This is a genomic window from Nocardia sp. NBC_01730, from assembly GCF_035920445.1.
Classification (GTDB): Bacteria; Actinomycetota; Actinomycetes; order Mycobacteriales; family Mycobacteriaceae; genus Nocardia.
The window spans coordinates 4,732,693-4,746,586 of record NZ_CP109162.1; the positions used below are offsets into that span (position 1 = coordinate 4,732,693).

General features: G+C 67.6%; 17 protein-coding genes. 10 read left to right on the forward strand and 7 right to left on the reverse strand.

The window, feature by feature from the left end; genetic code table 11:
* The first annotated feature begins 17 nt into the window (after positions 1-17).
* Together OHB12_RS19110 and OHB12_RS19115 are read left to right on the forward strand one after the other, a co-directional pair.
* Entirely contained in the window at positions 18-584 is a 567-nt protein-coding gene (locus tag OHB12_RS19110; RefSeq protein WP_327109960.1) for a hypothetical protein, read from the forward strand.
* Positions 585-606: 22 nt separating this feature from the next.
* Complete coding sequence (locus OHB12_RS19115) at positions 607-831, forward strand: hypothetical protein (protein WP_327109961.1); 225 nt, start codon at positions 607-609, stop codon at positions 829-831.
* Between the two features lie 330 nt (positions 832-1,161).
* On the opposite strand, the gene OHB12_RS19120 is transcribed toward OHB12_RS19115, so the two are convergent.
* The 4 genes from OHB12_RS19120 to OHB12_RS19135 all read right to left on the reverse strand — a co-directional run bounded on the left by OHB12_RS19120 (position 1,162) and on the right by OHB12_RS19135 (position 4,880).
* Positions 1,162-2,100 (reverse strand): glucosyl-3-phosphoglycerate synthase, encoded by a 939-nt coding sequence (locus OHB12_RS19120; protein ID WP_327109962.1) that lies wholly within the window; start codon positions 2,098-2,100, stop codon positions 1,162-1,164.
* The gene (folP, locus tag OHB12_RS19125; protein ID WP_327109963.1) at positions 2,097-2,981 is read right to left on the reverse strand and encodes a dihydropteroate synthase; all 885 of its coding nucleotides are present in this window, start codon (positions 2,979-2,981) and stop codon (positions 2,097-2,099) included. The genes OHB12_RS19120 and folP overlap by 4 nt, the downstream gene beginning before the upstream one ends.
* A 386-nt stretch (positions 2,982-3,367) precedes the next feature.
* Complete coding sequence (locus OHB12_RS19130) at positions 3,368-3,925, reverse strand: TIGR00730 family Rossman fold protein (RefSeq protein WP_327109964.1); 558 nt, start codon at positions 3,923-3,925, stop codon at positions 3,368-3,370.
* Positions 3,926-4,070: 145 nt separating this feature from the next.
* Positions 4,071-4,880: a TIGR00730 family Rossman fold protein gene (locus OHB12_RS19135; protein ID WP_327109965.1), complete on the reverse strand. Its 810-nt coding sequence runs from the start codon at positions 4,878-4,880 to the stop codon at positions 4,071-4,073.
* 433 nt (positions 4,881-5,313) lie between these two features.
* On the opposite strand from OHB12_RS19135, the gene OHB12_RS19140 reads away from it, so the two are divergent.
* From OHB12_RS19140 to OHB12_RS19165, 6 genes are all read left to right on the forward strand, one after another.
* Positions 5,314-5,643 (forward strand): ArsR/SmtB family transcription factor, encoded by a 330-nt coding sequence (locus tag OHB12_RS19140; protein WP_327109966.1) that lies wholly within the window; start codon positions 5,314-5,316, stop codon positions 5,641-5,643.
* Positions 5,643-6,401 (forward strand): cation transporter, encoded by a 759-nt coding sequence (locus OHB12_RS19145; RefSeq protein ID WP_327109967.1) that lies wholly within the window; start codon positions 5,643-5,645, stop codon positions 6,399-6,401. Before OHB12_RS19140 ends, OHB12_RS19145 begins: the two co-directional genes overlap by 1 nt.
* Entirely contained in the window at positions 6,398-6,748 is a 351-nt protein-coding gene (locus tag OHB12_RS19150) for a DUF3703 domain-containing protein (protein ID WP_327109968.1), read from the forward strand. Before OHB12_RS19145 ends, OHB12_RS19150 begins: the two co-directional genes overlap by 4 nt.
* Positions 6,749-6,771: 23 nt before the next feature.
* Positions 6,772-7,605: an alpha/beta fold hydrolase gene (locus OHB12_RS19155; protein ID WP_327109969.1), complete on the forward strand. Its 834-nt coding sequence runs from the start codon at positions 6,772-6,774 to the stop codon at positions 7,603-7,605.
* 149 nt (positions 7,606-7,754) lie between these two features.
* Complete coding sequence (locus tag OHB12_RS19160; protein ID WP_327109970.1) at positions 7,755-8,321, forward strand: TetR/AcrR family transcriptional regulator; 567 nt, start codon at positions 7,755-7,757, stop codon at positions 8,319-8,321.
* Positions 8,322-8,349: 28 nt separating this feature from the next.
* Entirely contained in the window at positions 8,350-9,123 is a 774-nt protein-coding gene (locus OHB12_RS19165; RefSeq protein WP_327109971.1) for a (R)-mandelonitrile lyase, read from the forward strand.
* Between the two features lie 20 nt (positions 9,124-9,143).
* Here OHB12_RS19165 and OHB12_RS19170 read toward each other — a convergent pair whose 3' ends face one another.
* On the reverse strand, positions 9,144-10,028 hold the full coding sequence (locus tag OHB12_RS19170; protein WP_327109972.1) for an NAD(P)-dependent oxidoreductase: 885 nt from the start codon (positions 10,026-10,028) through the stop codon (positions 9,144-9,146).
* Between the two features lie 49 nt (positions 10,029-10,077).
* On the opposite strand from OHB12_RS19170, the gene OHB12_RS19175 reads away from it, so the two are divergent.
* Complete coding sequence (locus OHB12_RS19175) at positions 10,078-10,488, forward strand: MerR family transcriptional regulator (protein WP_327109973.1); 411 nt, start codon at positions 10,078-10,080, stop codon at positions 10,486-10,488.
* A gap of 215 nt (positions 10,489-10,703) precedes the next feature.
* On the opposite strand, the gene dapE is transcribed toward OHB12_RS19175, so the two are convergent.
* A complete protein-coding gene (gene dapE, locus OHB12_RS19180; protein WP_327109974.1) occupies positions 10,704-11,807 on the reverse strand; it encodes a succinyl-diaminopimelate desuccinylase in 1,104 nt (367 codons plus the stop codon).
* Positions 11,808-12,270: 463 nt separating this feature from the next.
* On the opposite strand from dapE, the gene dapD reads away from it, so the two are divergent.
* Positions 12,271-13,218 carry a 2,3,4,5-tetrahydropyridine-2,6-dicarboxylate N-succinyltransferase gene (gene dapD, locus OHB12_RS19185; RefSeq protein ID WP_327109975.1) on the forward strand — a complete coding sequence of 316 codons (948 nt, stop codon included), beginning with the start codon at positions 12,271-12,273 and terminating at the stop codon, positions 13,216-13,218.
* A 286-nt stretch (positions 13,219-13,504) separates the two neighbouring features.
* Here dapD and OHB12_RS19190 read toward each other — a convergent pair whose 3' ends face one another.
* The gene (locus OHB12_RS19190) at positions 13,505-13,888 is read right to left on the reverse strand and encodes a PPOX class F420-dependent oxidoreductase (RefSeq protein WP_327109976.1); all 384 of its coding nucleotides are present in this window, start codon (positions 13,886-13,888) and stop codon (positions 13,505-13,507) included.
* Positions 13,889-13,894: the final 6 nt, after the last annotated feature.

The following is a 13,894-nucleotide window of genomic DNA, read 5'->3' on the forward strand; positions in this document are numbered from 1 at the left end:
TCGATGGGCGGGCTCTGATGCGTGTTCGAGGTTCGATATCTGAGAGTTCGGTTTCCACACTTCCCCCGCTGCGGCGCGACCAGCTCGACCCCGATCCGGCGCTGCGTGCCACCGACCCGGCGCTGATCACCCACCGGGTCACCTACAGCGACCGGCTGAAGGTCTTCCTCGGGGCCGGCGAGACGGTCGACAGCTTCCTGCGCCCGCTGCGCAGGCTCGACGGGTACCACCGCTACTCGGTGAACATGACCCGGCTCGCCGCGGCCATGCGGCCCGCCGACATCAGCCCGGTGATCAGCTCCGCGCCTGGACGCAACTACCTGCAGTGCACCGGCTCGGCCGGAGCGCTGGCCATCGAATTGCGCAGCACCGTCGACGCCGCGCCGCGCCAGTTCGCCGTCGGCCTGCCCGGCGACCGGATCGGCGCGCCGAGCATCGACGTCCCGGTGCCGGCCGGTGTGCCCGCTCCGCTGATCTACCCGGACGAGTTGTTCACCGCCGAGCAGGCGGCCGAGATCTTCACGGCGTATTTCGAGACGGGTGACGTCCCGCCTTACCTTCAGCTCCGTGAGACGACCGCGTGATGCGTTCTTCGAGGAGAAAACGGTGAACTCGCTCGTGCTCGTCGGTGCCGCCGGGCTGGCGACCGGGCTGCTCACCCTGGTCGTCGCCGTGCTGCTGCGGCCGACGGCGGCGCACCGGCAGCTGACCGTCGCCGAGCTGCAGGGCCGCCTCGCGAAGGAGGCGGCCGTAGCGCCTGCGGACGACGGGCCGCAGGCCGGGCCTGCAGTGGCCGAGCCACTTCCCGACCAGCGCCGCCGCGCCGAATAGTCTCCGAGTAGGCGGCTGCCTCGCCTTCGCTCGGCCCGGCGCAGACTACAGACGGACTCCGTCCGACAGCGCCCATTATGCGGCTGCCTCACCTTTTCGCTCGGCCCGGCGCAGACTACAGACGGACTCCGTCCGACAGCGCCCATTATGCGGCTGCCTCGCCTTCGCTCGGCCCGGCGCAGACTGCAGACGGACTCCGTCCGACAGCGCCCGTAATACGGCTGCCTCGCCCCCGCTCGACCCGACGCACACTACAGACGGACTCCGCGCCTGACCGCTGCGCGGCCGCCCGACATATCCGCGCGGCTCGTGCACCGAAGTACTCGAAGTTCAGGCGGCCGCCCGCGCGGGCCGCAGGGTGTTCATCGGCGGACGGTCGGTCAGCGAGACCTCGGTACTGTGTGCGGTGAATTCATCGCCGATGAGCGGAAACTGGGTGAGCGCCGCGCCGGAGTCACGCACGCCGCTGCGACCGAGCGCGGTGCCAAGGATTTGGCGGCTCATCACACCCAGGTCGGCCAGCGGCCGGTTTCGATGCGTGCGAACGCCCAGGTTGACCTGCCCGATCGCGGACATGCCGAGCCGGTCATAGGTGTCGAGCAGCAGCCCGATCTCCACGCCGTAGCCCGGCGCGAACGGCACCGAGGTGAGCAGATCGCGAGTGCCCGCATATTCGCCGCCCAGCGGCTGCAGCACCTGCGACAGCTCGGGCCGCAGCGCGGCGAGGAGTGGACGCGCGACCAGCTCGGTGACGCGACCGCCACCGTGCGCGTCCACCGCGCCGCCCTGGCGCAGCGGCCTGCGGTAGTAAGCCTTGGCCAGCTGTACGTCGTCGACCGTGAGCAGCGGGCCGAGCAGTTTCGGCACGAAAGCCGGATCCGGATCGATGAGATCGGAGTCGACAAAGGCAACCAGGTCGCCGCTGGTCACAGCCAGCGAGCGCCACAGCACTTCGCCCTTGCCCCCGACCGGCTCCAGCTCGGGTACCGCCTGCTCGCGACTGATCACCTCGGCTCCCGCGGCGCGGGCGCGCTGCGCGGTCGCGTCCGTCGAGCCGGAGTCGAGCACGATCAGTTCGTCGACCAGCGTGCCGAGCAGCGGCCGGATGCTGGCCACCACCTCGGCCACGGTGCGTTCTTCGTTCAGTGCGGGCAGCACCACCGAAACGGTGCGGCCCGCCTTGGCGGCGACGAGCTCGTCCACCGTCCAGTCCGGGGTGTCCCAGGTATTGGTCGTCGCCCAGGCGGGCTCGCGGTGTTGGATTTTCATACCAGACCTCGCAAGGTTCGTGCGGGGGGCCGGATGCCCTGGATCGCGGCGATCATGTCCACGACCCGCCGGGTCGCGGCGACTTCGTGCACTCGGAAGACTCGGGCGCCTGCGGCCGCCGACCATGCTGTTGCCGCCAATGTGCCCTCCAGTCGTTCGGAAAGATCGACACCTAAAGTCTCCCCGATAAAATCCTTGTTGCTCAGCGCCATCAAGACTGGCCATCCGGTATTTACAAGAACGTCGATTCCGCGCAACAACTCGAGACCGTGATAGGTGTTCTTGCCGAAATCATGCGTCGGATCGATCAGTATCGAGTCCTCGCGCACCCCCGCCGCGTGCGCGTTCTCGGCGGCGCGCACCACTGTGTCGGCGACTTCGCCCACTGCGTCCGCGTAGCGGACCCGGTGCGGCCTGGTCCGCGGCACCGCGCCGCCGGTGTGGCTGCACACCACCCCGGCACCGTGCTCGGCGGCGACGGGCACCAGGTCCGGGTCGGCGCCCGCCCACGTGTCGTTGATCAGGTCTGTGCCCTCGCCCACAGCGGCCAGCGCCACGTCCGCGCGCCAGGTGTCGACGCTGATCAGTAGCTGCGGGTACTTCGCACGAATGGCCGCAATGAACGGGATCACACGCCGTGCCTCCTCGGCCGCGTCGACCATCGCGCCGGGCCCGGCCTTCACGCCACCGATGTCGACCAGGTCAGCGCCCTCGTCCACCGCGCGCGCCACGGCGTCCAAGGCCGCCGCGTCGGTGAAGGTGGCACCCCGGTCGTAGAAGGAGTCCGGCGTGCGATTCACGATAGCCATCACCAGTGCACGATCCGTCGCCACCTGCCTGCCGCACAGAGTGGGAAGCGGCGCTGCGGTGGAGCTGAACATGTCCACGACTGTAGCCAGTCCGCCTCTCCGGGTCTTCAGGCCGTACCAGGAGGTAACGCGGGACTTGCGTTCAAGTCCTCCGTTCGGTGCCGCTTGTGTTGGGGCGTACCCGACAAGTTACCCATGCGCTCACGAAATCAGTTGTTCCGTTCCGAACGGGATGGTGGCGGCAGATTCGGTAGAGCGCCGCCACCGGGTCCGCTCGGGGTGTTGTCGTCAGCTGTTGAGAGCTCGGCCGGTGACATCGTCGGCATTGTCGTAAGCAGGAAAGCAGCCACGATGGTCCGGCGGGGAGAAGGCGCTGTCGGCGTCCGGGCGTATCGCCCATCGAATCGGCGAGCGAACCATCGAGCGGCCGTCGGCGCTCACGTCGTCAGCTCACCGAATCAGGCGGTACGCGGCGCCTCCAGTGCGGCGAACGCGGACGGGAGATCGGTCACCACGGTAATCCGCGACAAGGCTGTCCGGGGCACGAACTTCCGGTCGTACAGCTCGTCCAGCCAGGAGAACAACCCGGCGAAGAATCCATTGGGGTCCAGCACGACGACGGGCTTCTCGTGCTGTCCCAGATAGCCACCGGTCCAGGTCTCGAAGAACTCCTCGAGGGTGCCGATGCCGCCCGGCAGCGTGAGGAAGGCGTCGGCGCGATCCTCCATGACCTGCTTGCGCTGGCGCATGGTGTCGGTGACCACCAGCTCGTCGGCGTCGACGTCGGCGACCTCCCGGTGCACCAGGTGTTTCGGGATCACGCCGATGGTGTTCGCGCCGCTGGCACGAGCCGCGGTCGCGACCGCTCCCATCATCGAGACGTGACCACCACCGGAGACCAATTGCCAACCACGCCGGGCGATTTCGGTACCGACCCGGGCGGCCAGCGAGAGGTAGTCGGGATTCATGGTGCTCGCCGAGCAGTACACGCAGACGGCGAAGGGCTGTTCGCTCATGCTGTGTCCTTTCTGGCATGAGCGGGGCCCTTCGTGGTCACGCTCCGCTGCCGCCTCCGGGCCTGACCGCTCATGCCTGCGCCTCGCTGGCGCTCGGCTCCGGCATGCGCGATGCGCGATGCGCGCTGTGCCATGATTCGCTCGCTCACCACTGGTCCTCCGTGCCGATCGCGTCCTCGGCGGCGCCCGCCTCCGCGTTGGCCTGGATGATCCCGACCACGTCTTCGACGCTATCGGTGACATGCAGCAGGCCGAGCTCACCCGGGGAGATCTTGCCGGAACCACCGAGCGAATCGCGCAGCCAGTCGACCAGTCCGGACCAGTACCTGCTGCCGAACAGGATGATCGGGAAGCGGGTGATCTTACGGGTCTGCACCAGCGTGAGCGCCTCGAACAACTCGTCGAGGGTGCCGAAACCGCCGGGCAGACAGACGAACGCTTGGGAATACTTCACGAACATCGTCTTGCGGACGAAGAAGTAGCGGAAGTTGATGCCCAGATCGACCCACTCATTGAGGCCCTGCTCGAACGGCAGCTCGATGCCGAGGCCGATCGAGTAGCCGCCTGCCTCGCAGGCGCCGCGGTTGGCCGCCTCCATCGCGCCGGGCCCGCCGCCGGTGATCACCGCGAACCCCGCCCTGGCCAGCGCCGCGCCGATCGCCCGGCCCGCCTGGTACTCGGGATGGTCCGCGGAGGTGCGCGCGGAACCGAAGACGGTCACCGCGCGCGGCACCTCGGCGAGCGCGCCGAAACCCTCGACGAACTCGGCTTGGATGCGCAGCACGCGCCACGGGTCGGTGTGTACCCAGTCGGTATCGCCGCGCTGGTCCAGCAGATTCCGGTCGGCGGTACCGAGGCCGTCCTTGCGGTCGCGGCGGAACATTATCGGTCCGCGGAATTTCGCTGTCGACTTCGGCTTGTTGGCGACCTCACGGTCGGCGGCGTCGGTGGACATGCGTTCTACGCTACCGTCCGGCGGCGTGCACGCCGGGTCGACGCGAGAAGTCGTCCGCCATTCAGGTTCGGCGCATCGGTGCGAACCTGAGGAAAAAGGGGCCCCCTGGATTGATACCAGTATGCGGTCGAGGGTCGACCGGCCCGCGGCCCCCAGGTCGGTTTGCCGCCGGGGAGGCCCCGGTCTCCGGCTCAACCATCGGCGGCCTGGGCAGACCATCGATGGCTCGCCACCCAGATCCGGAACGCACAGTACGTGTCGCGTTCGAGTAGAGGTTTCGGAGTTCGGGGTTAGTTTCCGAGGGGAGTTCGGGCATAGTTTTCGGGCCCACATCCCTGGTCGGCCAGCGAACAGCCCTACTTCACACCGAGCCCTCGCCGCCGCAGACAGTTCATATTTTCATGAATACACGAGAATCTGTATTATTGGATTTGTGGAGACGCTGTTGCACTCGGATGCACTGGCCCGCTTCGGTCATGCGTTGTCAGACCAGACTCGCACCCGGATCCTGCTGAGCTTGCGCAGCGGGCCCGCCTATCCGTCGGATCTGGCCGAGCGGATCGGGGTATCGAGGCAGATCCTGTCCAACCACCTGGCCTGCCTGCGTGGTTGCGGCCTGGTCGTCGCCGTTCCCGAAGGTCGGCGCAGCCGCTACGAACTTGCCGACCCGCGCATCGGGCATGCGCTGGACGATCTGCTCGGGCTGGTCTTGGCGGTCGATCCGGCCTGCTGCCCGGCCTCGGTGAATGCGGAGTCCTGCTGATGCCCGATCTCGGGACGTCGCCGGCCCGGCTGGGACCCAGCCCCGCGCGGCGACGGGTGCTGTCGCGGCGGATCCGCTGGTTCGTCGCGGCCACGATCAGCTACAACGTGCTGGAGGCGAGCATTGCGCTGGTCGAGGGAACCCGGGCGTCGTCGACAGCGCTGATCGGGTTCGGGCTGGACTCGGTGATCGAGGTGTCCTCCGCCGCGGCGGTCGCCTGGCAGTTCTCCAGCCGCGACCCCGAAGCCAGGGAGAGGACTGCGCTACGGATCATCGCCTTCTGCTTCTTCGTACTGGCCGCCTACGTCACCGTCGACGCCATCCGCGCCCTGCTCGGCATCGGGGATGCTCGGCACTCCCCGATCGGAATCGGGTTGGCCGCAACCAGTCTGATCATCATGCCGGTGCTGTCGTGGGGGCAGCGGCACGCGGGGCGCGAACTCGGTTCGGCGTCCGCGGTCGCCGACTCCGAACAGACCCTACTCTGCGCCTACCTGTCGGCGGTCCTGCTGACCGGGCTGCTGCTCAACGCCTTGTTCGGGTCGTCGTGGGCCGACCCGATCGCCGCCCTGGTGATCGCCGTGATCGCGGTCAAGGAAGGCATCAACGCCTGGAAAGGCGACACCTGCTGCCCCACACCCGCACCCGGCACCCGGCACCCGGCACCCAGCAAACGAAAACCGCCGCGCACGACTGCTCTTGCTGCGACTGCGCAAGGAATCCCACCCACTTCGGGACGAAAGGCTGACCTGTCGTGACCACCGTCAGCAGCGGCATCAAACAGCTCTACCAGCGCGAAATGACGGCAGCGAAACACGTCGCCGATCCGCAGCGGCGGTGGACGCATCTCGAACGCGCGCACATCATTTCGCAGCCCTATCCGTGGCTGCACACCCGCAACCACGTCGCTATGCTCGCGCTCGCGATCTCTCAGCGCGACAGACGCGAAGCCGCCGGTCAGGTCGTGCGGATCATCGTCGCCGCCCCCGGATCGTTGACCGGCCGCTTCCCCGAAGGCAACACCGGCCGCACCGATGCCGGCCTACGCACGCCCATGCCCGTCCCCGCCGATCTCGCCACCGAAATCACCGAAGCCGCCGCCTGACGATGCCACAGTTCGGAGCCGACATGACCTCCATCCTCGAGCGCGCGACAGCGTTCGACCGCGACCACGACACGAAGACCCTGCACGTCGGTGGGCATGAGTGGACCTACTACACCGGCGGCGCAGGCTCGACGGTCCTGCTGCTGACCGGCGGCGCCGGGATCGCCATCGGCTGGCTGGACCTGACACCGGCCCTGCGCCCCGGCTTCCGCACCCTCGCCGTCGACTATCCGCCCGGGCCAACCACGTTCGACGAACTCGCCGACGGTATCGTCGCCATCCTCGACGCCGAACACATCGACTCCGCGCACGTGGTCGGCCAGTCGGCCGGCGGCATGCTGGCCGAGGAGCTGTCGCGGAAGGCACCCGACCGGGTCGGCTCGCTGACGCTCGGCTGTACCGGCCTCTACGGCCCCGAAGACGTCGCGCGCCTGGAAGGGGTGCTCACTCGAACCCGGGACACTCCTTGGGAGCACACCCTGACCGCCATCCGCACATCGCTGCGCAACACCTGGAGCGACGCCGCCGAGGCCGAATTCTGGCTCGACCGCGTCGATGCCGCTACCCGCACCGGCGGGCAGGACGGCGCGGTCAACTCCTACCTTCGACTGCTCGATGCGGCACAACGACTTCCACAACTGCAAAGCGAGCAGGCATGGCAGGGGCCAACCCTGATCATCAAGGCTGACGACGACCCGCTGATCACTGCCGAGCACACCCAGCGACTGCGCGATCTGCACCCCGGCGCAGAGCTCCGCACCTTCCCCGAAGGCGGGCACTCCCTGCTGCTCAGCCGTCCCGATGACTACACCGCCACGGTCGCCGAATTCCTGAAACGGCAGGCGAGGATCGGCTGACCTACCGCCAGGCCACCCGAAACGATTCAGACAGTGGCCGATGTGGCCGACGCCTGTCATCGAGCACCCTCATGCCGAATGCAGGACATTGTTCGGCGGGATCAGCGGCCACGTTTACTCTGTACCTATCAGTATGTACAGTTGCTTGCGTGAGTACACGAGAAGGCCTCATCGAGAGCACTCGAGCATTGCTGTGGGAACGCGGGTACGTCGGTACCAGCCCGAAGTCGATCCAGCAACGGGCCGGTGCCGGGCAGGGCAGCATGTACCACCACTTCGCAGGCAAACAGGATTTGGCTCTCGCCGCGATCTGCCGAACCGCCGAAGATTTGCGGGCCGGCGCCGATGCCCAACTGTCCGCTGCGGGAACGGCCTATACCCGCATCGCCACCTATCTGCGTCGCGAGCGTGATGTCCTGCGGGGGTGTCCCATCGGAAGGCTCACCCAGGACCCGGACGTTATGGTCACTCCCGCCCTCCGCACACCGATAGAAGAAACCTTCACCTGGTTACGTGGACGTCTCACGCAGGTCGTTCAGGAGGGTCTGGACCGCGGAGAGTTGGACCCCACGCTCGACCCTGCCGCTACCGCCACGACGATCGTCGCTGTCCTACAGGGTGGCTACGTCCTCGCACGCGCCGACGACACCCGGGACCCGTTCGACCAAGCGGTCGCGGGCATCCTCGGCCTTCTTGCCGCGCATACCGTCGCGTAATCCATCAACAGCGGAGTCGCACAACATCATGCATATATCGCACACGACCACCACTGCGGTTGCTCCTGCCGAGTGGATCACTGGCGACGCGTGGTTCGAGACGCTGGCCAGTCCCGACGGGTTGTCGCGAACCCAGGTTGATCGCGTCCGCTTCGCACCAGGGGCTCGCACCGTGTGGCACCGGCACCCCCTGGGCCAAGTGCTCATCGTTACGGAGGGCACTGGCCTCGTGCAGCGTCGCGGCGGGCGCATCGAGACCATCCGGGTGGGCGACACTGTTCGCATCGCTCCCGGCGAATGGCACTGGCACGGCGCCACTTCCACAACTGCCATGACCCACCTGGCCGTCGAGGAAATTCCGGAAGACGGCGCCGGATCCGAAGCCGGAGATGCCGTCACCGACGCCGAATATCACGCTGACCATCACACCGGAACCGCCGGAACCGCTCACTCGGTCACCCGCTCGGTTCTGCTCGACCAGCCACTGCCGACACCCCAGAATCTCCACCGGGTCGAGATTCGGCGCATCGCTATCGCGCCAGGACATGCCGGCGGACTGCATGTGCACAACTGCCCGGTCTTCGGCAGTATCGAGAGCGGTTCGGTCGTCTATCAGGTCGACGGCGAGCCACCCACCGTGCTCGGCTCCGGCGATGTGTTCTACGAGCCGAAAGGTGTCCGCATAGCGCGTTTCGACGCGCAGGACGACGGCGTCACGTTCCTCGGGTACTTCCTGCTCGATGCTGGAGAGGCTCCCGAGATCGAGTTCCCCACCGCTCGCGACAGCGGCCAGACCAGCTAGATCCCGGGTGTCGGGATCGGTCAGTCGTTGCGGGGTTTGCCGAACTCTTCGATCAGCACGGGATACTGCTCCCCACCGTGTCCGGCGGCGATCGAGCGGTCAGCCATCGCCTTGATCAACTTCGGCAGTTCGGCGTTGACACCCACCGCCTCGCTCTCCTCGATCAGGTGTGCCATCGCCCGCGCGTCGGTCTCCAGGGCCGACACCTCGACAGGGAAGGAGCCGCTGTCGATCTGCTCGGCATACCCAGGCAGCCATTCGGCCACACCGGCAGCGATCTGCTGCGCAAACGGCGCATACGTCGCGGCGTCTACGCCGGCCGTCCTGAGCAGGGCAGTGCCCTGGAGCCAGGCGTTCAGGACGCTCCACATCATGGCTAGGCCGGCCACGTCGTACAGGGATGCCAGCCCATGGTCCGCACCAAGGTAGGTGACGGTGCCGAGCGCGTCGAGTGTTGACTTGTGTGCCTCGAAGTCCGACTGCGACCCGCTGTGCAGAATCACCGCCTCGGCGGTCCCGATCGCAGGCGGGATGGCCATGATGGCGCCATCCAGGTAATGGGCGCCGCGCTGCTCGGCCCATCGGGCAGCCTCCCGGGCCTGGGCCGAATCGCCCGAGGTCAAGTTGATCAACATTGTGCCGTCCAGCTCGATATCGCTCGCGCCGAGCAACTCGTGCATGGCCTTGTAGTCGGTGACGCAGATGATCGTCACCGAACCTGCCTCGAGCGCGTCGCCGACCGTTGGCGCCAGCCGTGCGCCCTCGGCCACCAACTGGTCGGCCTTGGAGGTCGTACGGTTCCACACGGTTGTGGTATGCCCGGCTTTCAGGAACGCACCGGCGAGTGCCTGGCCCATCAGTCCGAGTCCGATGACTGTCACGGAGGTATCGGTCTTTTTGTTCATGGCAGCATCATCAACGTTGATACCGGTGTGAAGGTCAAGTGAGGTTTCGATGCGGATCGGGGAACTGAGTCGTCGGACGGGCGTCAACGCCCATCAGTTGCGCTACTACGAGGCCCAGGACCTGCTGGAGGCAGGCCGCGGCGCGAACGGTTACCGCGAGTACGACGAGAACGCCGTGCTGCGGGTGAAACAGATCCGGCACCTGCTTGGCGCCGGTCTATCCTCCGAGGACATCGCGTACCTGCTGCCCTGTGCAGTCGGAGAGGCCCCGACCCTGCCCGGGTGTCCCGAGTTGCTGGCCGCGATGCGGTCACGGCTGCAGCGACTGGACGATCAGATGGACAGGCTCGCTCAATCCCGCGACGCTCTCGCCGACTACATTGATGCCGCCGAGCAGACGGGCAGCGAGAGCTATCCGCCCTTTGACGATGTTGACAACCTGGAGCCCGTCCCCGCCTGAGCAGCCGGGGCGCCGGCTACGGCCGTGCGCGACCTGAGCCTCCCCGCCATGATCGATCGGACCGTTGACCACTGAGGCGATCATTCCCATCGTCGTCTGAAGCGCCGTCGTCTGAAGCGCCGCGTGGCGTTGTGGCGACGTCCCGTCGTCCTCCCGGCTGTGCCGCTGATCGTCGCTGTGATGGCAGGCAGCCACACCGCGGCCGCCGCCGGGTCTCAGCGCGCGTCGCCGGTGAGGTAGTTGCGCAGTATCGCGGTGACGTCGGTGATCTGGTCGACCGGAACGTGCTCGTCGCGCTTGTGGGCGAGGTTGGGGTCGCCGGGACCGAAGTTGACAGCGGGGATGCCGCGGGCGGCGAAACGGGAGACGTCGGTCCAGCCGTACTTGGCACGCACACCGCCGCCGCCGTGGCGGTGCACCGAGGCGATGAGGTCTTTGGCGGCCGGTGCGGACAGGCCGGGGAGCGCGCCGGGCGCGAAGTCGAATACCTCGAAGGAGATCTCGAGACCGGCGAAGACCTCGCGGACGTGATCGATGGCCTGGTCCACCGTGCGGTCAGGGGCGAAGCGGAAGTTGACGTCGATCTCCGCCAGGTCCGGCACCACATTGCCCGCCACGCCGCCGGAGACGCGGACGCCGGACAGCCCCTCTCGATAAACACAGCCGTCGATGTCGACCTCGCGCGCCCGGTAATCCGCGAGCCGCTGAAGAATCGGGGCAAGCCGATGAATAGCGTTGTCGCCGAGCCACGCTCGCGCCGAGTGCGCGCGGACGCCGGAGGTGCTCAACCGAACCCGCAGCGTTCCTTGGCAACCCGCCTCGATCCAGCCGCCGGACGGTTCGCCGAGCACCGCGAGATCGCCGGCCAGCCAGCCGGGGTGGTCGCGTTCGATGTGGCCGAGCCCGTTGAACTCCGCGGCGATCTCCTCGCAGTCGTAGAAGATCAACGTCAGATCGTGCACCGGCTCGGCGACGGTCGCGGCCAGGTGCAGGAACACCGCGTCACCGGATTTCATGTCGACCGAGCCGCACCCGTAGAGCACCCGCTCGCCCGCCGGACCGACAGCGAAGTGGCCCGGCACATTGTCGGCGATCGGGACGGTGTCCAGGTGCCCGGCCAGGATCACCCGGGTCGGCAATCCGCGATTCGTCCGCGCCAGCACCACGTTCCCGTGCCGCAGCACCTCGAACCCGGTCGTCTGCTCCCGCAGTGCCCGCTCGATCCTGTCGGTGATCGCCGCCTCACCCTGGGAGACGCTCGGGATGTCGACGAGCGCGGCGGTCAGCGTGATCGGGTCGGCATGCAGGTCGATGGTCACGCCCTTCACCCTACGACCGCCCCCACCCGCACCCGCGCACCCCACCGCGACGAACCAACTTCAAGTCGACGGCGTCCAGAAAACTCCGCTCCGCGCACGGTCCGCCGACCGCACTGTGCCCCGCCACCGGATCGGGACTGCCCGACCGGCACAACCGCCTACCTGGCTCAATGATGTGCGGCCGAACAACCGCAGATGCGAGCCGAACAACCGCGCTCGCCTCCCAACGCAACCACATCGCCCCCACCCCACTTCCGAGCGAAGCGAGACCGAGCACTACCCGTTCGCGGCCCGGCTCGCGTCCGAGCGGCCGACGCGTCCGCGACGAAGTCGCCAGCGTCGGCCGCTCGGACGCGAGCCACCAGGGGGCCGCGAACCCGCCGCGCCCGCGCGGCCGAAAACAGAGCCCGCGAACCCGCAGCGCCGCAGGCGCTGCAAAACCAACACAGTAACCTCTTGTGACGTGAGCATCGAGGGAGCAGCAGCAGTCGGTATCGCCAACGTGACCGCGGACGGGACCGTACTGGACACGTGGTACCCGAACCCGCGGCTGGGTGAGTTCGCCGAGACCGGCAGCAAGCGGCTGGACGAGGCGCCCGCCGAGTACGCGGCGCTGCTCGGGTTCGACGAGGCGCGCGGGGTCGACGTGGTCGCTGTGCGAACGACGATCGCCGACCTGTCCGCCGCCCCGGTCGACGCGCACGACGTCTACCTGCGCCTGCACCTGCTGTCCCACCGCCTGGTCAAGCCGCACGAAGTGAACCTGGATGGCCAGTTCGGGTTGCTGAGCAATGTCGTGTGGACCAACCACGGCCCCGCTGCGGTGGAGGGCTTCGAGATCACCCGAGCCAAGCTGCGCGCCCGCGGCCCCGTCACGGTGTACAGCATCGACAAGTTCCCGCGCATGGTCGACTACGTGATTCCCTCAGGCGTGCGGATCGGCGACGCCGACCGGGTTCGCCTCGGCGCGCACCTGGCCTCAGGCACCACGGTCATGCACGAGGGCTTCGTGAACTTCAACGCGGGTACCCTCGGCTCGTCCATGGTCGAGGGCCGCATCTCCGCGGGTGTCGTGGTCGGCGACGGCTCCGACATCGGCGGCGGCGCGTCCATCATGGGCACGCTGTCCGGCGGTGGCACACAGGTGGTCTCCATCGGCGAGCGCTCGCTGCTCGGCGCCAACTCCGGCCTCGGCATCCCCCTCGGCGATGACTGCGTCCTGGAGGCAGGCCTCTACCTGACCGCGGGCACCAAGGTCACCACCCCAGACGGCACCGTGGTCAAGGCCGCCGAACTCAGCAGCCGCGACAATCTGCTGTTCCGCCGCAACTCCACGACCGGCGCGGTCGAGGTCGTCCTCCGCAAGGGCACCGGCATCGAACTCAACGCCGCCCTGCACGCCAACGACTGAGCTCTTCCGCCTCGCTGTTCCGCCTCTCCGGGTCTTCAGGCCGTACTAGTTGGGTGGCGCGGGATTTCCGTTCAGGTCCTGCGTTGGGTGCCAGTCGTGTTCTGGGCGTTCCCGGTGAGTTACCCATGTGCTTACGAAATCAGTTGGTGCGTTGGGATAATCAATCGGTCCGCGCCGGGCGGTTCTCGAGCACGGATCCGTGCCAACCGCTCGCCGGTGCTGGGTGAATCAGGGCGGCTGCCTCGCCTTCACCTGGCCCAGCGCGGGGCTGGAGACGGGCTTCCCACTATGCGGCGTCGGGGACGAGGCCGAAGGCGACGATTCGGTGGGGATGGATTCGGATCATTTCGCGGGAGACGCCGGTGATGTAGGGGTCTACGTCGGTCAGTGCTTCGGCGGTGCCGCGGATTTCGAGACAGCGGACGCGCCAGGGTTGGGTCGCGGCGATGTCGTCGACGACGAAAGCGACGTGGTTGTTGGTGGCGAGGTTGCGGAACTTCCAGGAAGCGCCCATGTTCCAGCCCGCGATGTCTATGGTGCCGAGCTCGGCGTTGTAGCGGAAGCCGACCGGGCTGTTCTGGGGTGTGCCGTCGGGCCGGACGGTGGCCAGGCGTCCGAGGCGCTGGCTGTGCAGGTAGTCGATCTGTTCGGGCGTCAAGGTCGAGGTCATACCACG